Genomic DNA, 21,085 nt, shown 5'->3' on the forward strand with positions numbered 1-21,085 from the left:
TGGCAGTTGCCCGGCGGTGGGTGGCCGCCCGTGCTGCCTGACGGCACCCGCCCTCCCGGGGCCGGCGCCGACCCCGTTACGGTGAACGCAAGCCTTACCGCGCCCCCACCTGAGCCTTCCTAAGGAGAAGCATGGCCATCCCCGCCACCCTCGAAGAATTCACCGCCGTCTGGGACGGGTTCCGTTCCCGCCTCGGCTTCGAGGACATCACCTTCACGCTGGGTCTGCGGCCGCACGCCGTCACCGCGGACTCCATGAGCTTCTCGATGCCGCTGACCGACCAGCTCGCCCAGGCCAACGGCATGTTCTCCGCGGCCGCGCTGTTCGGCGCCGCGGACATCACCGGCACCTTCCTGGCCATGCAGGTCTTCGCCGACCAGGGCCAGTTCCCGCTGGCCGTGCAGTCCAACATCAACTTCATGACCAACTCCAAGTCGTCCCCCGCCATCGCCACGGCCCGCATCCTGCGCGGCGGCAGCTCCGTGGTCGTCGCCGAGGTCTCCGTCGCCGACGCCGACGGCAAGGAACTGGTGCACTCGACGTTCACCTACGTGCTCAAGGAGCGCAAGCTAGGCAAGTAGCCGCGCGATCCACGCACGACGGCGGCCTGCCGCCCCTTGGGGGCGGCAGGCCGCCGTCGTTGCCGGCATTTTTCAGTGCCGGGTGCCCGTCGCTGCCCGGCGCCTGGGGCCGGGGCCGGCGGCCGGCGCTAGCCTTCCTTATGGCCCTTCTTGGCGCCACCTTCGCGGGTTCCCGCGGAACCCTGCTCGGTCTCGCCCTCGCGGGACCCCAACGCCCCATGCGTGACCTTGCCCTCGATGACCTCCCGGCCGGCGCCTCCCGCCTCCACGGCGATCTTGCGCGGCTTGCTGGTCTCGCGCACCGGGATGGTCACGCTGAGCACTCCGTTTTCGTAGCGGGCGGAGATGGCCTCGGTGTCCAGGCCCTGTCCCAGGCTCAGCTGGCGCAGGAAGCTGCCTCCGCGGCGCTCCCGGGTGATCCACTTGACGCCCTCGGCGTTGGCCAAGGTCCGTTCGGCGCGGATGGTCAGCAACTGGCCATCGACGTCGATGTCCACCGAGCCCGGGTCAATGCCCGGCAGGTCGGCGTTGAGGATGTAGTGGTCACCCTCCCTGAACAGGTCCATCGGCATCTCGCGCAGCGCGGAGCGGGTGTCGAAAAACGTGCTGGTCATCCGGTCCAGTTCGCGGAACGGATCGAAATTCGTTGCCATGACGATCAACTCCTTGGAGTCTAGGAACCGTCGTCGGTTCCCTGGCTTTGCTCGTATTTCGGTGGCGGTCCATGCGGCTCCGCCACCTCTGTTCTAGCACTCTCCTGCCGAGAGTGCCAGAGCTTGTGAGGCCCATTTTTCCGCTCCCAAACAGGGCCGCGACCCGTTGCGCAACGGACTTCGACGCCCCCGGCGCGGGGCACCCGCACCGGGGACCTGCCGCGCCCTGTCCTGCGCTGTCCTGTTCTGCGCTGTGACATAGCATCGGGACAGGACCGGCATCTACGAAACGGGGCATCGGGCATGGCGAAGCGATTGACGGCGAGGCTGGCGATCCTGGATGACCACCAGGGCGTGGCACGGGACATGGCGCCGTGGGAGGATCTGGCCGGGCGCGCGGAAACCACGTTCTTCAGCGACCCCTTCGCCTCCGCCGACGCGGCCGTTGCCGCCCTGCAGGGCTTTCACGCCGTTGTCGCCATGCGCGAGCGCACAGCCTTCCCGCGGGAGGTGCTGGAGCGTCTGCCCGACCTGAAACTGGTGGTCACCACGGGGATGGCCAACGCGGCGATCGACATGCACGCGGCCCGGGACCTGGGCGTCACGGTGAGCGGGACCAGCGGCTCCCCGACCGCCGCGCCGGAACTGGCCTGGGCGCTGCTTATGGCAGCGGTCCGCGACATCCCCGCCCAGCAGGAGGCCCTGCGCGCGGGGCTTTGGCAGACCGGCATCGGATCAGAACTGGCCGGCCGCACGCTCGGCATTCTGGGCCTGGGCAAGATCGGCACACGCATCGCCGGCTACGCCCAGGCGTTCGGGATGGAGGTGATTGCCTGGAGCCAGAACCTCGACGCCCAGGGCGCCGCCGCGGCCGGGGCGCAGCTGGTCACCAAGGAGCAACTGTTCGAGCAGGCGGACATCGTTACGCTGCACGTGCGTCTCTCCGAGCGCACCCGCGGGCTGGTCGGAGAGGCGGAACTGCGGCTCCTCGGCTCGGATGGGCTGCTGGTCAACACGGCGCGCGGTCCGCTCGTCGACACCGACGCCCTGGTCCGCGGCCTGGCCGAGGGCTGGCTGGGCGGCGCGGCCCTCGATGTGTTCGATGCCGAGCCCCTTCCCTCCAACCACCCGCTGCTGGGCGCTCCGCGCACCGTGCTTACACCGCACCTGGGCTACGTGACGCGCGAACAGTACCGGATCTTCTACGGGCAGGCGCTGGAGGATGTCGCCGCCTGGCTCGACGGGGCACCGGTCCGGGTGCTGAACGGCTAAGCCCGGCCGGCCCCGAAGACGTCGCGGAAGACCTCCACCGCGGCGTCGACCGCGCCGCGGTGGTCGGCGTTGAACCCCTCCGGATCGCGGGTGAATACGAAGCGGGTGATGGTTCCGGCGAGCATCAGCAGCGCGGGCTGGACGTTCCCGGCGTCGCGCAGTCCGGCCCACTCCGCCTCGGCGGCCACCGCTTCCGGCCGCTCCGCCAACGCCGACTCCAAGAGCCGTTCGGCCGCCTGGACGTGCTGGAGCGTCCGCCGGCGCAGCTCGGGGAAGGTCCGCACCAGTTCGCGACGGCGGCGGAACGCCTCCCCCGCGTCGGTGCTGGTGCGCAGCACCCCGGCCAGCAGCCGCACGGTCCGCGTGAGCAGGTCGGCCTCCCCGCCCAGGAACTCCTCGAACAGCTCGGGAGGCAGCGTGGGCTCGCGGGTACCGAGGACCGCATCCTCCTTGGTCGGGAAGTAATTGAAGAAGGTGCGCGCGGACACCCCGGCCCGCTCCGCAATGGCCGCGGTGGTCGCCTCCGGCAGGCCCTGCTCCAGCACCAGCGTCACCGCCGCCTCGTGGATCCGGGCCCACGTGGCAGCCCGCTGGCGTTCCCGCCTGCCCGGCTCAAAATTCTGCATTGGTGCATTTTTGCAGCTCTGCATATTTTGTTCAACGCGCCCCGCCACCCCGGCCCGCGCCGCAGCGCCCGCCGTTCCGCCCCGGACCGCCACCCGCGGGCAGCGGAAATTTTCCGATCCGTACCATCCAGCGGAACGCGAGGGTGCACCCACCCCTCCGCGGGGGGTCCAATGGAACACGGGAAAGGCGGCGTCGGCGCCGCCGGCCCCTCAACACCCCGCCCCTCGCCGGTGCGGCGCGTCCCCCCAAGGGACTCCGACCGGCGGGAAGAAAACGCAGGCAAGTCGAAGGAGCGATGCCATGAAGCAGGCTTTGGTGTGCATGTCACACAGCCCTCTGCTGGAACACACGAACCCGCCGGAAGAGGTGAAGGCCGCTGTCGAGGCATCCTTCGAGCACGTTCGCGCATTCGTCAAGGACTTCGATCCGGACCTGGTGGTCAACTTCGGCCCGGACCACTACAACGGGTTCTTCCAGGACCTCATGCCCCCGTTCTGCATCGGCTTCAAGGCCCACGGCACCGGCGACTACGACTCCTTCGACGGCGAGCTGAACGTGCCGACCGAGATCGCCGAGGACCTGGCCCAGTTCCTCGTCGACAGCGACCTCGACGTCGCCATTTCCCGCAAGATGGAGGTCGACCACGGCGCCGTGCAGCCGATGGAGATCATCTACAACGGCGACCCGACCGTGAAGCCGATGATCCCGGTGTTCATCAACGCCGTGGCCCGCCCGTACACCAAGATGCGCCGCGTCCGGAAGCTTGGCACCGCCATCGGCGAGTACTTCCGGAACTCGGACAAGAAGGTCCTGTTCATCGGCTCCGGCGGCCTCTCCCACGATCCGCCCGTGCCGCGCTTCCACGAGGCCACCTTCGACCAGAAGAACTTCCTCGTCGAGGGCCGCCACCCCACCCCGGAGTTCCGCGCCGCGCGCCAGCAGAACACCATCAACACCGCGATCAAGTTCGCCGCCGGCGAGGCCGACATCATGGACCTGAACCCCGAATGGGACCTGGAGTTCCTCGAGGTCTGCAAGTCCGGGAAGGTCGAGGACTTCGACGCCTACACCGCCGAAGAGATGGACCGCGTCGCGGGCCACTCCTCCCACGAGGTGCGCACCTGGGTCGCCGCGTACTCCGCGCTGCGCGCCTGCGGCGAGTACGAGGTCACCTTCGACTTCTACAAGCCCATCAAGGAATACATCGCCGGCTTCGGCGTGACGACGGCGGTGGTCAAGTAATGACGTTGCAGAACGAGAACCAACTGGCCGAGGCCGCCGCGGAGCGCCAGGCCGCACTGAAGGGCTTCGCGAACGAGCTCCTCACGGCCGCCGAGACGCTGGAGCCGGTCGCCCCGCTGCGCGGGCGCCTCGAGGGCATGGACGTCGACGACGCCTACGTGGTGCAGACCCTGCAGTTGGAGAAGCACCTGGCCGACGGCCGCGTGCTGGCCGGACGCAAGGTGGGGCTGACCTCCCTGGCCATGCAGCGGCAGTTGGGCGTGGACTCCCCCGACTTCGGGTTCTTCTTCGAGGACATGGTCCACAACGAGGGCGCCCGCCTGGCCGCCGGGGCGTTCGTCTCCCCCAAGGTCGAGCCGGAGTTCGGCTTCGTGCTGAAGGAGGCCCTGCAAGGCCCGGGCGTGACCGTCGAGCAGGCCCGCGCCGCCATCGGCGAGGTCTACGCGGCGATCGAAATCATCGACTCGCGTATCGCGGACTGGGACATCAAGCTGGTGGACACCGTCGCCGACAACGCATCCTGTGGAGCGATCGCCGTCGGCACCACCCCGCTGCCGGTATCCGTCGAGGACCTCACCACCGTGGCGTGCACCCTGCGGATCAACGGCGAGGCGCGCGAGTCCGGCACGGGCGAGGCCGTCATGGGCGACCCCGTGGCCCCGCTGGCCTGGCTGGCCAACGTGCTGGGCGAACAGGGCGTGGCGCTGGAGGCCGGGCAGCTGGTGCTGCCGGGTTCCTTCACCAAGGCCCTGCCCGTGGTTGCCGGCGAGTCCGCCACCGCCGACTTCGGGGACCTCGGGTCCCTGACCATCAACTTCATCTAACACCCCGGAATCAAAGGACCTACACCATGGCCAAGAAGACCGCCGCCATCGTCGGATCCGGCAACATCGGCACCGACCTGATGTTCAAGATCATGCGCCGCAGCAAGAACGTCGAAGTCAAGTACATGATCGGCGTCGACCCGAAGTCGGACGGCCTGGCCCGCGCCGCCAGGCTCGGCCTGACCACCTCCGCCGAGGGCGTGGACTGGCTGCTGAAGCAGGAGGAGCTGCCGGACTTCGTGTTCGAGTGCACCTCCGCCAAGGCCCACGAGGCCAACGCGCCCAAGTACAAGGAAGCCGGCATCCATGCCATCGACCTGACCCCGGCCGCCGTCGGCCCGTACCTGGCCCCGGTGGTGAACCTGGATTCGCTGACCGACACCATGAACGTCAACATGATCACCTGCGCCGGCCAGGCCACCACCCCGATCGTCGCCGCGGTCTCCTCCGTGGTCCCGGTCGAGTACGCCGAGATCGTTGCCTCCATCGCCTCCAAGTCTGCCGGCCCGGGCACCCGCGCCAACGTGGACGAGTTCACCGAGACCACGGCCAAGGCCCTGGAGGTCGTCGGCGGCGCCAAGAAGGGCAAGGCGATCATCATCATCAACCCGGTCGAGCCGCCGATGATCATGCGCAACACCATCTACTGCATGATCCCCGCCGAGGCCGCCGAGGCCGGCGAGCTGCAGGACAAGATCCGTGCCGCCATCGACGAGTACGTCCTGAAGATCAAGGACTACGTGCCCGGCTACGAGCTGCGCGTCGAGCCGCAGTTCGACGTCGCCCGCGAGGACTGGAACGGCTTCGGCCGCGTCGGCATCTGGGTCCAGGTCATGGGCGCCGCCGACTACCTGCCGGAGTACGCCGGCAACCTGGACATCATCACCGCCGCCGCCACCCGCACCGCGGACCTTTTGGCCGAGCGCATCGACGAGCATGCCGCAGCCCTGGCCGGCACCAACACCAAGTAGGAGCCCGCAATGACCGCACCCCTGGACACCACGTTCGACGTCCGCCTGACGGACACCACCCTGCGCGACGGCTCGCACGCCATGAGCCACAAGTTCACCGAGCGCCACGTGCGCGACGTGGTCCGCGCCCTGGACGACTCCCGCGTCGAGGTCATCGAGGTCACCCACGGCGACGGCCTGGGCGGTTCCTCCTTCAACTACGGCTTCTCCCTCACCCCGGAGCTGGACCTGATCCGGGCCGCCGTGGACGAGGCCAAGCAGGCCAAGATCGCCGTGCTCATGCTCCCGGGCCTGGGCACCATCCACGACCTGAACCAGGCGTTCGACGCCGGCGCGAAGGTCGCGCGCATCGCGACCCACTGCACCGAGGCCGACATCTCGATCCAGCACTTCCAGCACGCCCGCAAGCTGGGCATGGAGACCGTGGGCTTCCTGATGCTGTCCCACCGCGTCTCCCCGGAGGAGCTGGCCAAGCAGGCCCGCATCATGGCCGACGCCGGCTGCCAGTGCGTGTACGTCGTCGACTCCGCCGGCGCGCTGATCCTCGATGACGTCTCCGACCGTGTCTCCGCGCTGGTCGCCGAGCTCGGCGACGATGCCCAGGTGGGCTTCCACGGCCACCAGAACATGAGCTTCGGCGTGGCGAACTCCGTGTTCGCCGTGCGTGCCGGCGCCAAGCAGATCGACGGCACCCTGGTTGCCCTGGGAGCCGGTGCGGGCAACTCCCCCACCGAGGTCCTGGCCGCCGCCTTCGACCGGCTGGAGATCAAGACCGGCGTCGACGTGCAGGGCCTCATGGCCGCCGCCGAGGACGTCGTCAAGCCGTTCATCACCCGCATGCCCGTCATGGACCGGGCGTCCATCATGCAGGGCTACGCCGGCGTGTACTCCTCCTTCCTGATCCACGCCGAGCGCGCGGCCCTCCGCTACGGCGTCCCGGCCTACCGCATCCTCGAGGAGATCGGCAAGGCCGGCTACGTGGGCGGCCAGGAGGACATGATCGTCGACGTCGCCGTGCAGCTCGCAGCCGAGGCCAAGAAGTAGGCCCCACCAGACCGGAAGTTAAACACTTCCTCCCAAGGGAGGGCCGCAGCTCAGGGGTGTTGCTGCGGCCCTCCCGCTTTTAACCCGGGGCCAGGTGGGAGTTATCCACAATCACGGTCAGGGGGCTGGGCGGGACTGCGTTCAACGGGCAGGCTCGAGGGACAGTCCCTTCCGGAAAGGAAACCCCATGGGCCGGACCAAGCAGCGCAAACCCCGCACCTCCGCACGGACGCTTCCGCCGCCAACCGGTGTGCCCGGCATCTTCTCCGCCGTCGAGGCCTTGGCCCCCGAGTTCAAGGCCTGGCTGGGCCCGGACGGGCTGGAGGTCGACTTCGAGGAACTGCTGACCTACATCACGGTGCCGTTGACCCTGGACGAAAGCCTTCATCCCAACGCCGAAGCCACGGCCTTCCGTGCCCTGCGGCTGGAGGCGGCGATCTGCCTCTCCATCGAGAAGTTCTGCCACGGCGACGAGTTCTTCTACCTCTCCTTCGTCAACACGCTTTCCCTGTTCACGAACTTCCTCGAACAGACCGGTCGCTGGACGGGCACCGAGGAGGACCTCGACGCCCTGAGGGACTTCTACGATCGCGCGCACGCGGGGTTCGCCGCCGCCGGGCCCCGCGGCGGATTCGGCGTTCAGAAGCCCAACGACGAGGAGCGGTTGGCCTTCCTGGAAGGGCTGCCCCTGTCCCGCATGGCGGGGAAGCTGCTGGACGGCATCCACCACGGGTTGAGCGAGGATCCACCCCTGGCCTGGAGCGATGCCGTCGACGCGGCCGTCGAAGCCGCCGGATCCGACGGGTCGGCGGATCCCGGATGCCTGCTCCGGGTCCTGCAATGCCTCGGCATCAGCAGATGGCTGCCTGGCGCGGCGAGGGTCGCACGGGCCAGGACGGCGCTGGCCGCGGCTTCGGACCTCGACCGGGAACTCGAACTTGAGGGGTGGGCGTACCGCGCCTTCGAACGGGCCTTCACGGAAACCGGCGCTTCGTGGAACAAGCCGGACACCCCCGCGGCCGCCTTGGGACGCCTGCTGGCCCACGCTGCGGCCACCACGGGATCCGTGTCCCGTTTGGCCATCAGCAATCCCGCCTGCATGGTTCCGGCGGCCAAGGCAGACGAGACCAAGGAACTCTACGCGGAGGTGGGACGGCGGCTCCAGGACCTGGCAGACCTGGGGCTGGTCGACCTGGGGGATTCAATCACCGTCCCGCCGGCGCTGGCTGATTGCCTTCTGGCCGTCTGGGAGGAGGTCGTAACCGAAAGCGCGGCTTGACCGGACAGGTCCCCGGGTCGGAAGGTAGGCAGCCGGGGACCCTGGACCCGGACGACGGCATCGTGCCCGCGCCAGCGTCCCGCCAACGGCCCGGATCCTCGTTGGCACAGATCCCCCGTTGGCACAGTGCGTGGGTTTCTGGGAACGTGGAGTCGGAAGGTTCGCCGCCCTCCCCGACGACCCCATCCCCGGAACCCACCAGGAGTAGTCCAATGGCCAAGAACACTCAGCGCCCCGGCCCCAAAGGGCCCTCCGGAACGGCCCCGCGCTCCCTTGGCGTCATGCGGGCGGACCGCGAGCTTGCCAGCCTGACCACGGTGTTCATCGAGTGGTACGACGACGGCTCCGAGCCCGGTCTGGTCGACGAGGCCCGCGTGGCCCTGAAGGTCTTCACCGCGGCCCTCGGCGGCTACTTCGACGCCGATCCGGCCGCCACCGCGACCGCCTACCGGGCCGAGGTGCTGGCGGCAGCCCTGGACCGGCTGATCAACTCGACCGCCGACGTCGACGTGGTGGACCATGCCGTCCGTTCGGCCCGGATCTTCACGCTCTTCCTGGAGGACACCGGCCGCTGGACGGGCACCGAGGAAGATCTGGAGGAGCTGTACCTGCTGTTCGACGAGGTCGAGACGCTTGCCTCCGAGCTGCCGGAAATCCCGGAGGAGCACATCCCCGACATCGAACCCGCCGCACAGTTGGAGGCCTTGGCGGAACTGCCCCTGGTGGCGGCCGCCGGTTCAATCCTGCGCTGGCTTGGCGACGGCAAAGACCTGGACGAGGACCTCATGCCGACCGCCGAGGACGAGGAGGACGCTGCCGCCGCGCTCGCCGCCGACGGGGCCGTCGCCCTGCCGGTCGACCAGCTGCTGGCCGTGCTGGAGGTTTCCGGCCTGGTGTCGATCGACGCGGAGAGCGGGCAGGTCACCCCCACCGAGGAGGCTGCGGATTTCGGCACCGAGGATGCCTCCGATGAGTCCCGCCTCGCCGCCTACGCCGCGCTGGCGGTCGCCTACTACTGGATCGCCGTCACCGCGTTCAGCCCCGAGCTGCCTCTGTTGCAGGATTCCAGCGAACTGCTCGCCGTGGTGCTCGTCGCCGGCGCCTCGCCGACCCCGCCGACCGTCGAGGACCTGCTGGCTTCCTCCGACGGTGTGGGAGAGAGCGCCGACGACGTCGTCGCCGTCACCCACGGCCGGCTGCTGGAACTGGCGCAGGCCGGGCTGGTGGACCTGGCGGAGGCCGACGGGGCCAGCGGGGCGATCACCATTCCCCGGGAACTGGTGCCGTTGCTGGCCGAGGCCCTGGACCGCGCGGCGGAGGAGCCCGAAGACTAGGCGCGCGGCCCGCCGGCGGGCAAGCCGCCGGCGAACGAGCCTGCCTCAAGCGTGCCCTCGTCGGGCAATGCCCGGCGGTGCCTTCCGGGCCTATTCCTCGATCGCCAGTTCCGGCGGGGCGTTCCGGAAGCCCCGGGTAAGCACAGCCAGGTAGGCCACGCCCAGGACGACCCACACCAGGCCCACCACCAGTGCCTGCCCGGACAGGCTGGTCCACAGCCACAGGCTGAGCCCCAGGCCGACCAGCGGCACCAGGAGGTAGCGCACCATGGCGTAGGCGCCGCGCCGGCGCTCGTCGATGATGTAGTGCTTGATGACGGCCACGTTCACGAGCGAAAACGCCGTGAGCGCGCCGAAGTTGATCAGCGACGAGGCGAACGCCAGATCCACGAACAGCGAGACCAGGCCGATGGCCGCCACCACGAGCGTGGCCCGCACCGGGGTCTTGAAGCGCGGGTGCAGGACCCCGAAGATCCGCCGCGGCAGGACGCCGTCGCGGCCCATGGAGAAGAGCAGCCGCGAGACGGTGGCCTGCTGCGACATCACCGCCCCGAAGCATCCGGCGACGAAGGCGGCGGTGAAGAACGCCTCCAGGAGGCCGCCGCCGACGGCGAACACCACGTCCAGCGCCGCCGCGTCCGGGTTGGTGTAGGAGCGCCAGTCGGGGTAGGCGAGGTTGGAGACCAGCGAGATCGCGATGAAGATCAGGCCTCCGAGCAGCGTGACCAGCATGATGGCGCGCGGGATGGTCCGGCGCGCGTCGCGGGTCTCCTCCGCCAGCGAGGAGATGGCGTCGAAGCCCAGGAACGAGTAGCAGAGGATCGCGGACCCCGCGAAGATTGCGGCGGTCCCGGGGCCCTGGCCATAGAGGGCATCGCCGAGCGAGGGCACCTCCGCGCCGGCGATCAGCCGCGCCGCAAGGACCGCGAAGACCACCAGGAACACGGTTTGGGCCACGACGATCGCGCTGTTGAGCCGGGAAAGCAACTTGATCCCGAGGGAGTTCAGCACCGTGACGACCGCGATCGACACCGCGATCCACACCGGCTGGGCGACGGCGGGCACCGCCTCGTGCAGGTACACGCCGATGACCAGGTACGCCATCATCGGGAGCAGCACGTAGTCCAGCATGATGGTCCAGCCGCCGAGGAATCCCAGGTGGCCGCCGAAGGTGCGCCGGGTGTAGGAGTAGGCGGCGCCGGTCACCGGGAAGGCCCGCGACATGGCGGCGTACGCGGCGGCGGTGAACAGCATGGCCACCAGGGTGACGATGTACGAGGTGACGATGTGCCCCTCGGTCAGGGTGTTCACCACGCCGTAGGTGGTGAAGGAGGCCATCGGCATCATGTAGGCCAGGCCGAAGACGACGGCGCCGCCGAGGCCGAGGACCTTGGCCAGCCGCGGCGGGGCGGCCGGGCCGGCGGAGGTGGTGGAAATGGGCATGCGGGAGCTCCAGGATGGTGGGTCGGAGACTGCGCGGCGGAACCGGCGCCGCGGAGCATGGGATGGTGCGATGAAGTAGGTGCGAAAAGGCGGGACGGCTGCCCCGCGCTCTAGCCTGCGGCGGGGACCGCGCCGAGCAGCTCCGCGTAGTCGCGCGCATGCCGCGCGCTGGTGCACGGGTTGCCCTCGGCCAGGTGCAGGGTCCGCCGCTCCAGGTCCATAACGACGGACATCACGGTGGACCACTGGACTTCGGGCGCCGAGCGTTCGTCCGGGTGGCAGCAGATCGAGCCGGGGGCGTCGGTGTGGTCCGTCAGCGCCGCGGCCAGCAGCGGGACCGTCACCAGGGAGTCGCTGCCCACGAGCTGGCCCAGCCGGTCCAGCCGGACGTAGCTGTCCGCCATGGCCACGGGGGCCAGGTCGAACCCGCCGGCGATCGGGCCCAGGAAGTGGTTGGTGTGGAAAAGGCGGCCGTTCTCCGGGATGAGCGGGACGACGTTGCGGGCGTCCCCCGGGGCCGTTTCGATGTTCAGGATGGCCCCGCCGGCGGCGCCGACCACGAAGTTCCCGGCCGAGGCCCGGGGGTGGGCGGCCAGGATTTCGACGGCGTCGAACGTGTGCCGCGCATCGGCGAGCGCCCTGATCAGCACGTGGAACGGCAGTCCGGGCGCGTGCCCGTCCAGGGAGGTGACGAGGGTGTTCACGGCCACCCCGACGCCGGCCGAATTCAGGAGCGTCTTGGCCAGGAGCCCGGCCTCCACGATGGTCACGTAGTCGGGGCCGTCCTCGCGCTCGACCTCCAGCACCACCACGGAGTCGAAGCCGAGGACCAGCCAGTCCCAATTCTGTCCCACCAGGGTGGTGCCGTCCGCGGTGTGCGTGGGGGCGACCGCGAAGGAGCTGCACTCGCCGCCGCCCGGGACGGCGTGGTCGACGACGGCGGCCCACATGATCTCCGTGCGGCAGTTCATCGCCAGCACGTCGTCCAGCGGCAGGCCGGAGCCCTCGGCGATCCCGACGAGTTCCTCCCAGATCGACGGGTGGGCGGTCCGGATCGCCTCCGCGTGCCCGCGGGCCTGTTCGACGGCGGCGGGCCAGGCGATGCCCTTGGCCGCGAAGGAGCGCTCGTAGCCGGCACGGGAGTGCAGCACCTGTTCGCGCGCCCGCTCGCCGTACTGGCGGCCGCGTTCGCGCGGGGTGCCGCTGACCCGGATGCGCGGGTAGGTCTCGGTGCTCATCGGGCGGCTCCGCTCGGAAGGGTTTCCGGCGCCTGTGCCGCCGGCAGGGTCACTGGGGCCAGGGTCGCGGCGGCCGCGCCGTCGCCGGCGAGGGCCGCGGCCTGCCGGGCGGTGCCGAGCCAGGCGCCGGTGTCCCGCAAGTGGCCCAGGACCTGGTCCAGCATGGTCAGCCGGGAGGGCCTGCCGATGATCATCGGGTGCATGGTCAGCATCACGTGTCCGCCCAGGGCCGCGATCCCGTCGATCTCCGGCAGCCACACGTCCAGGACCTCGCGCGGGGACCGGATGGTCTTCTCCCAGGTGTCGTTCGCGAACCAGAAGTGCGGGGCGTCGTCGAGGATCCAGGACACCGGCAGTTCCGCCAGGTCGTGGGCGGCGTGCCGGTAGGGCCGGATGTCGTTGAGCAGGTTGGAGCTGTACTCGAAGCCGGCTTCCTGCAACAGGTCCAGGGTGTGCTCGGTGAACTCCCAGGAGGGAGACCGGTAGCCTGCGACGTCCGCCCCGAGTTGGCGCAGCACCCGCAGGCCCTCGTGCAGTTCGGTGCGCTCGGCGGAGCGGTCCAGCTGGGTCGGGTTGGTGTGGCTGTGCCCGTGGTGGGCCACCTCGTGGCCGGCGTCGATGATGGAGCGGACCACGTCCGGATGCCGCAGCGCATCCTTGCCGCACACGAAGAACGACGCCGTGACCCGGTGCTTCTCCAGCAGGTCCAGGATCAGCGGCACGCCGACGCGCGGTCCGTAGCTGCCCTGGGAGAGCACGCCCACCCTGCCCGCGTTCTCCGGGTTCTCGCCGATCCACACCTCCTCGGCGTCGAAGTCGAAGCTCACGGTGGCGCCGTAGGCGTGGCCGTCGGGCCAGGGAGTCGGGACGAATCTGGTCGTGCTGTTCACGGGGGCTCTTTCACTCGCGGGTGCCTCGGACGGCCTGGCGGTGCGTCGGGGGCGGGTCGTTGAGTCCAGTGTGTCCGGGCGGTGTGACGCCGGTCATGGGTCGATTGACGTATCTTCCACGGCCGTATGCCAAGTGATGCCGGGCTGCCAGTTTCAGGGCTGCGTGATCCCGTGCTGTTCGATCCAGGGCGGCGGGACGAACCGCGCGTCCGCGTAGGGCGCGGGGTCCAGGCAGCGGTGCCGGCCGTCCTGGACCTGCCAGATCAGCTGGGCCTGACCGAAGGACGGGTCCGGCGTCTGGTCCGGATAGCTCAGCGAGGTCTGGTGCCCCGCCGAGAAGATGTAGCTGCCGTTCACGCCCCGGTGCCGCGTGGCACGCAGGGCCTCGAGCGTTCCCGGGAAGTCGCGGCTGTCCGCGGCGATGCGCCAGGCGGCGGCGAGGACGGAGACCATGTCGTAGCCCAGGCCCGCCTGCGAGCGGCCCGGCTCGGCGCCGTACCTGCGGGTGTAGCCGGCCACGAAGCGGCCGGCGAACTCGTCCGCGTACGTGCCGGAGACCGTCGACCACACCAGCCCCTCCGCGCGCTCCCCCACCAGCTGGTCGAACAGCGGGATCGAGGGGGCGTAGATGCAGTAGAGCACCGATTGGGTGCCGGCGCGCAGCAGAGACAGGTGGAGTTCGGCCATGGTGTGCGGCAGGAACTCGCTGACCACCACCACGTCCGGGGCGCCCGCCACCACGGATTCGGCCAGCGGCTGCAGCTGGCGCGGGTCCGCGGGCACGGGCACGACGGCGGAGACCTCCCACCCGAGCGCTGCGAGCCTGGCGCGAGTGGCGTCGTCGGCAATCTGTCCGGCGTCGGCCGGGGTTTCGATGAACGCGATCCGTCCGCTCCGAACCAGTCCGGGCGCGTCCCGCCGCAGCAGGTCCAGGAAGCGCAGCAGGCCGGTGCCGTAGTTGGTTTCCGTGGGCACGCACTGGAACACGTTGGCGTAGCGCTGCGGGGCGGCGTCGGCCGCCTGCACCTGGCGCTGCGAGGTCATGGTGTGCAGCACGGGGCAGGCCAGGTCGGCGGCCAGGTCCAGGGCGGTGGCCTCGTCGAAGACGTAGGAGGTCATGACAGCATCGGGGTCCAGCGCGCGGATCCGGGCAAAGGTGCGCGTCACGCCCGCGGAGGAATAGATGTCGGCGTCGACCTCGACGGCCTCGATGGGCCGCCCGGCGATCCCGCCGCGCGCGTTGGCCTCCTCGATGGCCAGCAGCGCCCCCTGCCGCGACTGTCGCCCGTCCTCCGCGGCCGGCCCCGCATGGGGGTAGGCCAACACCAGCCGGACCGGGGAACTCCCCCGGCGCGCCGGCGCCGCCCCGGAAGCCAGCCCGGATGGGGGCCCGGCGGCACCGGAGTCCGGGCCCGCGGCCGGCTCCGGATCCAGCGCGGCGATCGGAAGCGCCCGGCATTCCGCGGCCGGCGCGGGCAGCGGAAGCTTGAGCCAGCCGTGGCCGGCCGCCATGACGCCGGCGGCCGTGCGGCTGGCGGCGCCGAGCTTGGTGCGGATCATCTCCACCTGGGTGGAGACGGTGCGCGCGCTGGTGTGCAGGTGGCCGGCGATCTGCGGGTTCGAGTGTCCCGCCGCCAACAGCGTGAGCACGTCGAGCTCGCGGTGGGTCAGCCGTGCCGGATTGGGGGCCGCCACGGCCTCGACGACCGTCTTGCGCGCCCGCTCCGGGCCGGTCAGGCTCAGGCGGACATGCAGCATGCGGCGGCTGGTCGGCAGCTCCAGCAGGAAGGACAGGCGGTCGTGCCCGCTGCCGCCCAGGCGCTGCGCGTAGTCCACGATCCGCGTGGTCGCGAGCAGCTCGACCAGCAGCGGGGACGCGTCGGCGGGCGCCTCGCGGGCGGGCACGCCGCGGGCGGAGAAATCCCGGGAGGACGGGGACACCACAAAGCGGATGCGCTGGTCGCCGTCCATCTGCCTCTCCTCGTCCGCGCGGCCCGGCGCCCGCGCGCTGACTGCATCCTAGCCCGAGCTTCGGGCGTCCGGCCGGGGCCCCGTCCGGACGCCCGCCCCGGGAAACGACGGCGGCACGACGGCGGCGGACGTCCCGCCGCCGTCGTGCCCGGGACCCCGTCCTTACCGGCCCGTGCCCGTTCGGCCCGTGCTTACTGGCTTGTCCCTATTGGCTTGTACTTCCTACTTTGTTCCGGGCGTCCGGTCCCGGAAGACCGTGTCCTGCCAGTCCTTGTGGGCGGCGCGGTCGCGGCCGAGCATCACGTGCTTGACATTGGTGTACTCGTCCAGGGAGTACTGGCTCATGTCCTTGCCGAACCCGGAGGCCTTGTACCCGCCGTGGGGAAGCTCGGAGACGATCGGGATGTGGTCGTTGACCCACACGCAGCCGGCCTGGATCTCAGCGCTGGCGCGCAGGGAACGGTCCAGGTCCCGCGTCCAGGCGGAGGCGGCCAGCCCGAACGGGGTGTCGTTGGCCAGCGCGATCGCCTCGTCGTCGGTCTCGAAGGGCAGGGCGGCCAGGACCGGGCCGAAGATCTCCTGCTGCACCAGTTCGGAGTCCTGGGCGGCGCCGGCGACCAGGGTGGGCCGGTAGTAGGCGCCGGCCGCCAGGTCCCCTCCCGGGGCGGTGCCGCCGGCCAGGACGCTGGCCCCGGCCGCGCGGGCCCGCTCGACGAACCCGGCCACCTTGTCCCGGTGGGCGTGGGTGATGAGGCTGCCGAGGTCGGTGTCCGGGTCCGCCGGGTCGCCGACCACCACCGCGTCCATCAGCTCGGCGACCCGGGCGGTGAAGGCCTCGAAGAGCGGACGCTGGATGTAGGCGCGGGTGGCCGCGGTGCAGTCCTGGCCGCCGTTGATGATCGCCGCGGCCACGGCCCCGTGCGCGGCGGCCTCCACGTCGGCGTCGTCGAACACCACGAACGGGGCCTTGCCGCCGAGTTCCAGGTGCACGCGCTTGGCCGTCTCGGCGGCCATCGCCATGATCTTTCGGCCCACGGCGGTGGAGCCGGTGAAGGAGGTCATCGCGACGTCGGGGTGGCGCACCAGCCGTTCCCCGGCGTCCGGCCCGGTGCCCGTGACGATGTTGATGACCCCGTCCGGAATGCCGGCCTCGGCGGCGGCCTCGGCGAAAATCAGGGCCGTGCCCGGGGTGAGCTCGGAGGGCTTGAGCACGATCGTGTTTCCGGCGGCGATGGCGGGCAGGATCTTCCAGGCCGCCATCTGCAGCGGGTAGTTCCACGGGGCGATCGAACCGATGACGCCGATGGGTTCCCGGCGGACCATCGAGGTGCCGCCGGCCCCGTACTCCCCGGCGCCCAGGCCCTGCAGGTTCCGGGCCGCGCCGGCGAAGAACACGGTGTTGTCGATGGTGCCCGGGACGTCGAACTCGGTGGCCAGGCGCAGGGACTTGCCGGTCTGCGCGGACTCGACCGCGGCCAGCTCCCCCGCCCGCCGCTCCAGGACGGCGGCGAGCTTGAGCAGGGCGTCGCCGCGTTCGGCCGGCGTGGCCCGGGACCAGGCCGGGAAGGCGGCCTTGGCCGCCGCGACCGCCGCGTCGACGTCCGCGGCCGAGGCCAGACGGATCACCTCGGCGGCCTCGCCCGTGGCCGGATCAATGCGTTTGGCCTCCGGCCCGCGGCCCTCGCTGCGGCGTCCGTTGATGAATTGGTGCCCCTCGGGGCGGGAGGCGGGGTGGACCGGGTCGCCGATGGTCGTGGTGGTGCTGGTCATGAAAAGACTCCTGGAAATGCCGTGGGTTGGGGAAGGCAGGGGTTTCGGAGGAAGGCAGGGCGAGGGTGCGGCCCGGCCGCCCGCGGGACGTTCCCCGAGGGCGGCCGGACCGCTGGCCGTGGCTGTTCGGCCGGAAAGGTTCAACTAGAGCAGTTCGTACGCGGCCGTGAGCGCGTCGCGCAGGATCTGTTCCATCTCGTCGAACTCCGTCTGGCCGATGATCAGCGGCGGCGAGAGCTGGATGACCGGGTCGCCGCGGTCGTCGGCCCGGCAATACAGCCCGTTCTCGAAGAGCCGCTTGGACAGGAAGGACTTGAGGATGCGCTGGCTCTCCTCCGGGGTGAAGCTCTCCTTGGTGGCCTTGTCCTTGACCAGTTCGATCCCGTAGAAGTAGCCGTTGCCGCGCACGTCGCCGACGATCGGCAGGTCCAGCAGCTTTTCCAGCGTGGCCCGGAAGGCGGCCTCGTGCTCGAGGACGCGGGCGTTCAGGCCCTCGCGCTCGAAGATGTCCAGGTTGGCCAGCGCGACGGCGGCACCGACAGGGTGTCCGCCGAAGGTGTAGCCGTGCTTGAAGAACTCACCCCGTCCGGCGATGCCGTCGAACAGCCGGTCGGAGGCGACCATGGCGCCCATCGGAACGTAGCCGCTGGTCAGGCCCTTGGCGCAGGTGATGATGTCCGGGACGTACCCGAACTTGTCCGCGCCGAAGTAGGTCCCCAGCCGGCCGAAGGCGCAGATGACCTCGTCGGACACCAGCAGGACGTCGTACTGGTCGCAGATCTCCCGCACGCGCCGGAAGTACCCGGGCGGCGGCGGGAAGCAGCCGCCGGCGTTCTGGACCGGTTCCAGGAACACCGCGGCCACGGTCTCCGGCCCCTCGGCCAGGATCATGCCCTCGATCTCGTTGGCCGCCCAGAGGCCGAAGGCCTCCAGGTCGTCCCCGTGCTGGGGCGCGCGGTAGAAGTTGGTGTTGGGGATCCGGTGGGTGGAGGGCACCAGCGGCTCGAAGTCGCGCTTCAGGTCCGGGATGCCGGTGATCGAGAGGGCTCCGTGGGTCGTCCCGTGGTAGGCCGTCGTGCGGGAGAGCACCTTGTGCTTCTGCGGGCGGCCGGTGGCGCGGAAGTACTGCTTGGCCAGCTTCCAGGCCGATTCGACGGCCTCGCTGCCGCTGTTGGTGAAGAACACCTTGTTCAGGTCCCCCGGCGCCAGGCCGGCCAGCCGGGCGGCGAGTTCGGCCGCCGGGGCGTTGGCGTAGCCCCAGACCGGGAAGAACGCCAGCTCGGAGGCCTGCCGCGCCATGACCTCGGCCAGTTCCGTGCGGCCGTGTCCGGCCTGCACGACGAACAGCCCGGCCAGCCCGTCCAGGTACCGGCGCCCCTGGTCGTCGAAGATGTAGGCGCCGTCGCCGCGCACGATCACCGGGGTCTCGGCGTCGGTGGCGGGCTGGGGCGTGAAATGCATCCACAGATGCTCGCGGGCTGCGGTCCTAACGCCGCCCGGGGTGGTGGAAGTCGTCAGCTGGGGCACGCATATCGCCTCTTCTGGGTCTCGTTATTGGAATGCGCTAACGCACCCAATATCGTCGAGCCCGGCCCTTCTGGCAAGCGATTTCGTGAAAAATTCCGAAAGAGGCCACGCAAAGCGCCGTAGATTTCCCCATCGGCGACGGATCTCGCACCGGCTACGACGTGGCCGCCCCGTAGCGCAGCTTGTGCACCCGCAGGATCGGACGCGGCTCGGCGGACACCACGCCGGGAATGGCGGAAACCTTCCCGTTCACGAACGCCCACAGCTCCGCGTTACCCCCGCATTGGACCTCGATGCAGATGTCCGGGGCACCCAGGAGCGTGGACACGTAGGTCACCTCGGGCAGGTCGACCAGCGCGTCGACCACCGACTGGTGGCGGGCGGGTTCGACGGCGACGAACACCAGGCTCAGCTGCGTCCCGCCCACGGAGTCGGGATCCACGAAGGCCACGATCCTCAGCACGTTGGACTCCTGGAGCCGCTTGATGCGGGCCCGCACCGTCGCTTCCGCGGTACCGAGTTCCCGGGCGATCTCCCGCATGGCCTTGCGGCCGTCGTCCTCCAGGGACTGCAGGATCGCCCGGTCGAGGTCGTCCATCTGGTATTTCGCCATGTCAGCCAGTCTACTGAGGCGGCTTGGCGCGCCGGATAGACATGAGGATGGCGCATAGCAACATTCATGTGCGACGAAGCATGCGCATTGCGCAGAAAAATAATGCTTGTCTATCTGTTTGCGCATTGGTAGTGTCCTACGTCATAGCAACGCGCACATCCCTGCGGCCCCCGATCACTGCGCGTCTGCCATCCCACTCGACTTACATTCCCCACTTGTTCTCCCGAAGGAGACGTCGAATGACCTCGACACCCCCAGGCGCCACCGACCACGCCTACGAAAAGACCCTGCGCTGGTGGGACGGCTTCACCATCAGCCTCTCCATCCCCGCCGCGCTGTTCATCAGCCTCGGCTACGCCATCGGCTTCATCGGGGCCTGGGCCGCGCTGACGCTGCTCGCGGCGGTGGCCATCATCGCCTGCCTCCAGAACTTCATCTATTCGGAGATGGCCGGCATGTTTGCCGACAAGGTTGGCGGCATCTCCATGTACGCCCACCAGGGCTGGAAGACCCGCACCGTGCTGGTCGGCCCGCTGGCCACCTACGGGTACTGGTTCGCCTGGTCCAGCTCGCTGGCGATCTACGGCCTGCAGATCGGCCAGCTCGTCCAGGCCCAGTGGTTCCCCGACCAGACGTGGACCATCTCCACCGGCACGGCGGAGATCGGCCTGCCCCACCTCATCGCCCTCGGTGTCCTGGTCCTGGGCTGGGCCATGAACGTGCTCGGCATGCGCCTGGCCATGTGGATCATGTACGCCACCGGCGTGCTGGTGCTGATCCCGATCGTCACCTTCGCACTGGCCCCCTTCACCCAGCCGGACTGGTCGATCGCCAACCTGCACTGGAGCATGGGCGACAGCGGCTTCCCGCAGTGGCAGACGGCCATCGCCTGGATGTTCGTCCTGGCCTGGTCCGTCTACGGCATCGAGTCCGTGGCTTCCTTCGTCCCCGAGTTCAAGAACACCGTGCGCGACACCCGGCTGGCGCTGCGCGTCGCGGGCATCTTCGTCATCGCCGTCTACGTGCTGGTCCCCCTGGGCCTGGGCGGACTCGTCGACCAGGCGGACGTCGCGGCCAATCCGGTGTCCTTCTACATCGGCGTCTTCGGCGGATTCTTCCCCGGCGGCGACATCCTGATGACCGTGTGCCTGATCGCCGGGCTCCTGCTGCTGATGGTCATGACCACGGCCGACGGCGGCCGCGTCCTGCACGGCAGCGCGCTGGGCGGACTGACGGTCAGGCAGCTCGGGGAGCTCAACCGCTTCAAGGTCCCGGGCCGTGCCATGACCCTGGACCTGGTCATCAACGTGGTGCTGATCCTCTTCGTCGGCGAGGCGATGGCCGTGATCGTCGCCGGCATCCTCGGCTACCTGATCTGCCACGTGCTCTCCCTCACCGGGTTCATCAACCTGCGGCGCGACCGCCCCAACGCGCACCGCCCGATCCGGCTGGGCCGCCACTGGGTGGCTGTCGCCGCGGTGCTCGCCGCGGTCGACGCCGTCCTGATCGTCATCGGCGCCCTGAGCTCGGAGATCACCGGCTACGGCGGACCGCGCGAGCTGGTCATCGGCGTCCTGGTGCTCTCCCTCTCGATCGCCCTGTACGTCTACCGCCGGCGGGTCCAGGACAAGCTGCCCTTCGTGTGGCGCGAACCCGCCGAACCCGAGACGGCCGACATGGTGGCGAACGGCGCTGCGGTGAACAACGGAGACGAGCCCCGCGAACCCATCGCGCAGGACGCGCGCAACTAGCGCGCCGCCGTCGCACTTCATCCCCCGCGGCGCCCGCCGCGGAACCCCACACCCA

General features: G+C 70.0%; 18 protein-coding genes. 9 read left to right on the forward strand and 9 right to left on the reverse strand.

The window, feature by feature from the left end; all coding sequences use genetic code 11:
- The first annotated feature begins 131 nt into the window (after nt 1-131).
- Complete coding sequence (locus ABD912_RS09045; protein ID WP_345150176.1) at nt 132-581, forward strand: PaaI family thioesterase; 450 nt, start codon at nt 132-134, stop codon at nt 579-581.
- 128 nt (nt 582-709) lie between these two features.
- Here ABD912_RS09045 and ABD912_RS09050 read toward each other — a convergent pair whose 3' ends face one another.
- Nucleotides 710-1,234 (reverse strand): Hsp20/alpha crystallin family protein, encoded by a 525-nt coding sequence (locus tag ABD912_RS09050; protein ID WP_345150177.1) that lies wholly within the window; start codon nt 1,232-1,234, stop codon nt 710-712.
- 303 nt (nt 1,235-1,537) lie between these two features.
- Here ABD912_RS09050 and ABD912_RS09055 point away from each other — a divergent pair, with 303 nt between their 5' ends.
- Nucleotides 1,538-2,506: a D-2-hydroxyacid dehydrogenase family protein gene (locus ABD912_RS09055; RefSeq protein ID WP_345150179.1), complete on the forward strand. Its 969-nt coding sequence runs from the start codon at nt 1,538-1,540 to the stop codon at nt 2,504-2,506.
- On the opposite strand, the gene ABD912_RS09060 is transcribed toward ABD912_RS09055, so the two are convergent.
- A complete protein-coding gene (locus tag ABD912_RS09060; protein WP_345150181.1) occupies nt 2,503-3,132 on the reverse strand; it encodes a TetR/AcrR family transcriptional regulator in 630 nt (209 codons plus the stop codon). The two genes, ABD912_RS09055 and ABD912_RS09060, sit on opposite strands and share 4 nt — an antisense overlap.
- A 301-nt stretch (nt 3,133-3,433) precedes the next feature.
- Here ABD912_RS09060 and ABD912_RS09065 point away from each other — a divergent pair, with 301 nt between their 5' ends.
- The 6 genes from ABD912_RS09065 (at nt 3,434) to ABD912_RS09090 (ending at nt 9,827) form a co-directional block, all read left to right on the forward strand.
- Nucleotides 3,434-4,375: a 3-carboxyethylcatechol 2,3-dioxygenase gene (locus ABD912_RS09065; protein ID WP_345150183.1), complete on the forward strand. Its 942-nt coding sequence runs from the start codon at nt 3,434-3,436 to the stop codon at nt 4,373-4,375.
- The gene (locus ABD912_RS09070) at nt 4,375-5,199 is read left to right on the forward strand and encodes a 2-keto-4-pentenoate hydratase (RefSeq protein WP_345150185.1); all 825 of its coding nucleotides are present in this window, start codon (nt 4,375-4,377) and stop codon (nt 5,197-5,199) included. Before ABD912_RS09065 ends, ABD912_RS09070 begins: the two co-directional genes overlap by 1 nt.
- 26 nt (nt 5,200-5,225) lie before the next feature.
- Complete coding sequence (locus tag ABD912_RS09075) at nt 5,226-6,170, forward strand: acetaldehyde dehydrogenase (acetylating) (protein WP_345150187.1); 945 nt, start codon at nt 5,226-5,228, stop codon at nt 6,168-6,170.
- Nucleotides 6,171-6,179: 9 nt separating this feature from the next.
- A complete protein-coding gene (gene dmpG, locus ABD912_RS09080) occupies nt 6,180-7,214 on the forward strand; it encodes a 4-hydroxy-2-oxovalerate aldolase (protein WP_345150188.1) in 1,035 nt (344 codons plus the stop codon).
- Between the two features lie 187 nt (nt 7,215-7,401).
- Complete coding sequence (locus ABD912_RS09085; RefSeq protein WP_345150190.1) at nt 7,402-8,493, forward strand: hypothetical protein; 1,092 nt, start codon at nt 7,402-7,404, stop codon at nt 8,491-8,493.
- Between the two features lie 212 nt (nt 8,494-8,705).
- On the forward strand, nt 8,706-9,827 hold the full coding sequence (locus ABD912_RS09090) for a hypothetical protein (RefSeq protein ID WP_345150191.1): 1,122 nt from the start codon (nt 8,706-8,708) through the stop codon (nt 9,825-9,827).
- A 90-nt stretch (nt 9,828-9,917) separates the two neighbouring features.
- On the opposite strand, the gene ABD912_RS09095 is transcribed toward ABD912_RS09090, so the two are convergent.
- The 7 genes from ABD912_RS09095 to ABD912_RS09125 all read right to left on the reverse strand — a co-directional run bounded on the left by ABD912_RS09095 (nt 9,918) and on the right by ABD912_RS09125 (nt 19,279).
- Nucleotides 9,918-11,270, reverse strand: a complete 1,353-nt coding sequence (locus ABD912_RS09095) for an APC family permease (protein WP_345150193.1) — start codon at nt 11,268-11,270, stop codon at nt 9,918-9,920.
- Nucleotides 11,271-11,380: 110 nt separating this feature from the next.
- Nucleotides 11,381-12,508, reverse strand: coding sequence for a C45 family peptidase (locus ABD912_RS09100; protein ID WP_345150195.1), 1,128 nt, complete (start codon nt 12,506-12,508; stop codon nt 11,381-11,383).
- A complete protein-coding gene (locus ABD912_RS09105) occupies nt 12,505-13,398 on the reverse strand; it encodes a polysaccharide deacetylase family protein (RefSeq protein ID WP_345150196.1) in 894 nt (297 codons plus the stop codon). Before ABD912_RS09105 ends, ABD912_RS09100 begins: the two co-directional genes overlap by 4 nt.
- 153 nt (nt 13,399-13,551) lie before the next feature.
- Nucleotides 13,552-15,369 carry an ABC transporter substrate-binding protein gene (locus ABD912_RS09110; RefSeq protein ID WP_345150198.1) on the reverse strand — a complete coding sequence of 606 codons (1,818 nt, stop codon included), beginning with the start codon at nt 15,367-15,369 and terminating at the stop codon, nt 13,552-13,554.
- 222 nt (nt 15,370-15,591) lie between these two features.
- A complete protein-coding gene (locus ABD912_RS09115; protein WP_345150200.1) occupies nt 15,592-17,139 on the reverse strand; it encodes a gamma-aminobutyraldehyde dehydrogenase in 1,548 nt (515 codons plus the stop codon).
- Nucleotides 17,140-17,283: 144 nt separating this feature from the next.
- Nucleotides 17,284-18,666 (reverse strand): aspartate aminotransferase family protein, encoded by a 1,383-nt coding sequence (locus ABD912_RS09120; protein WP_425548039.1) that lies wholly within the window; start codon nt 18,664-18,666, stop codon nt 17,284-17,286.
- A gap of 154 nt (nt 18,667-18,820) precedes the next feature.
- Nucleotides 18,821-19,279 (reverse strand): Lrp/AsnC family transcriptional regulator, encoded by a 459-nt coding sequence (locus tag ABD912_RS09125; RefSeq protein ID WP_345150202.1) that lies wholly within the window; start codon nt 19,277-19,279, stop codon nt 18,821-18,823.
- Nucleotides 19,280-19,518: 239 nt separating this feature from the next.
- Here ABD912_RS09125 and ABD912_RS09130 point away from each other — a divergent pair, with 239 nt between their 5' ends.
- Nucleotides 19,519-21,030: an APC family permease gene (locus ABD912_RS09130; RefSeq protein ID WP_345150204.1), complete on the forward strand. Its 1,512-nt coding sequence runs from the start codon at nt 19,519-19,521 to the stop codon at nt 21,028-21,030.
- Nucleotides 21,031-21,085: the final 55 nt, after the last annotated feature.

Source organism: Arthrobacter ginkgonis, assembly GCF_039540195.1.
Lineage (GTDB): Bacteria > Actinomycetota > Actinomycetes > Actinomycetales > Micrococcaceae > Zafaria > Zafaria ginkgonis.

Excerpts from the sequence above, each read along its gene's own strand:
- ABD912_RS09045 (WP_345150176.1), top strand. The coding sequence starts at position 132 with ATGGCCATCCCCGCCACCCTCGAAGAATTCACCGCCGTCTGGGACGGG.
- ABD912_RS09050 (WP_345150177.1), bottom strand. The coding sequence starts at position 1,234 with ATGGCAACGAATTTCGATCCGTTCCGCGAACTGGACCGGATGACCAGC.
- ABD912_RS09055 (WP_345150179.1), top strand. The coding sequence starts at position 1,538 with ATGGCGAAGCGATTGACGGCGAGGCTGGCGATCCTGGATGACCACCAG.
- ABD912_RS09060 (WP_345150181.1), bottom strand. The coding sequence starts at position 3,132 with ATGCAGAATTTTGAGCCGGGCAGGCGGGAACGCCAGCGGGCTGCCACG.
- ABD912_RS09065 (WP_345150183.1), top strand. The coding sequence starts at position 3,434 with ATGAAGCAGGCTTTGGTGTGCATGTCACACAGCCCTCTGCTGGAACAC.
- ABD912_RS09070 (WP_345150185.1), top strand. The coding sequence starts at position 4,375 with ATGACGTTGCAGAACGAGAACCAACTGGCCGAGGCCGCCGCGGAGCGC.
- ABD912_RS09075 (WP_345150187.1), top strand. The coding sequence starts at position 5,226 with ATGGCCAAGAAGACCGCCGCCATCGTCGGATCCGGCAACATCGGCACC.
- dmpG (WP_345150188.1), top strand. The coding sequence starts at position 6,180 with ATGACCGCACCCCTGGACACCACGTTCGACGTCCGCCTGACGGACACC.
- ABD912_RS09085 (WP_345150190.1), top strand. The coding sequence starts at position 7,402 with ATGGGCCGGACCAAGCAGCGCAAACCCCGCACCTCCGCACGGACGCTT.
- ABD912_RS09090 (WP_345150191.1), top strand. The coding sequence starts at position 8,706 with ATGGCCAAGAACACTCAGCGCCCCGGCCCCAAAGGGCCCTCCGGAACG.
- ABD912_RS09095 (WP_345150193.1), bottom strand. The coding sequence starts at position 11,270 with ATGCCCATTTCCACCACCTCCGCCGGCCCGGCCGCCCCGCCGCGGCTG.
- ABD912_RS09100 (WP_345150195.1), bottom strand. The coding sequence starts at position 12,508 with ATGAGCACCGAGACCTACCCGCGCATCCGGGTCAGCGGCACCCCGCGC.
- ABD912_RS09110 (WP_345150198.1), bottom strand. The coding sequence starts at position 15,369 with ATGGACGGCGACCAGCGCATCCGCTTTGTGGTGTCCCCGTCCTCCCGG.
- ABD912_RS09115 (WP_345150200.1), bottom strand. The coding sequence starts at position 17,139 with ATGACCAGCACCACCACGACCATCGGCGACCCGGTCCACCCCGCCTCC.
- ABD912_RS09125 (WP_345150202.1), bottom strand. The coding sequence starts at position 19,279 with ATGGCGAAATACCAGATGGACGACCTCGACCGGGCGATCCTGCAGTCC.
- ABD912_RS09130 (WP_345150204.1), top strand. The coding sequence starts at position 19,519 with ATGACCTCGACACCCCCAGGCGCCACCGACCACGCCTACGAAAAGACC.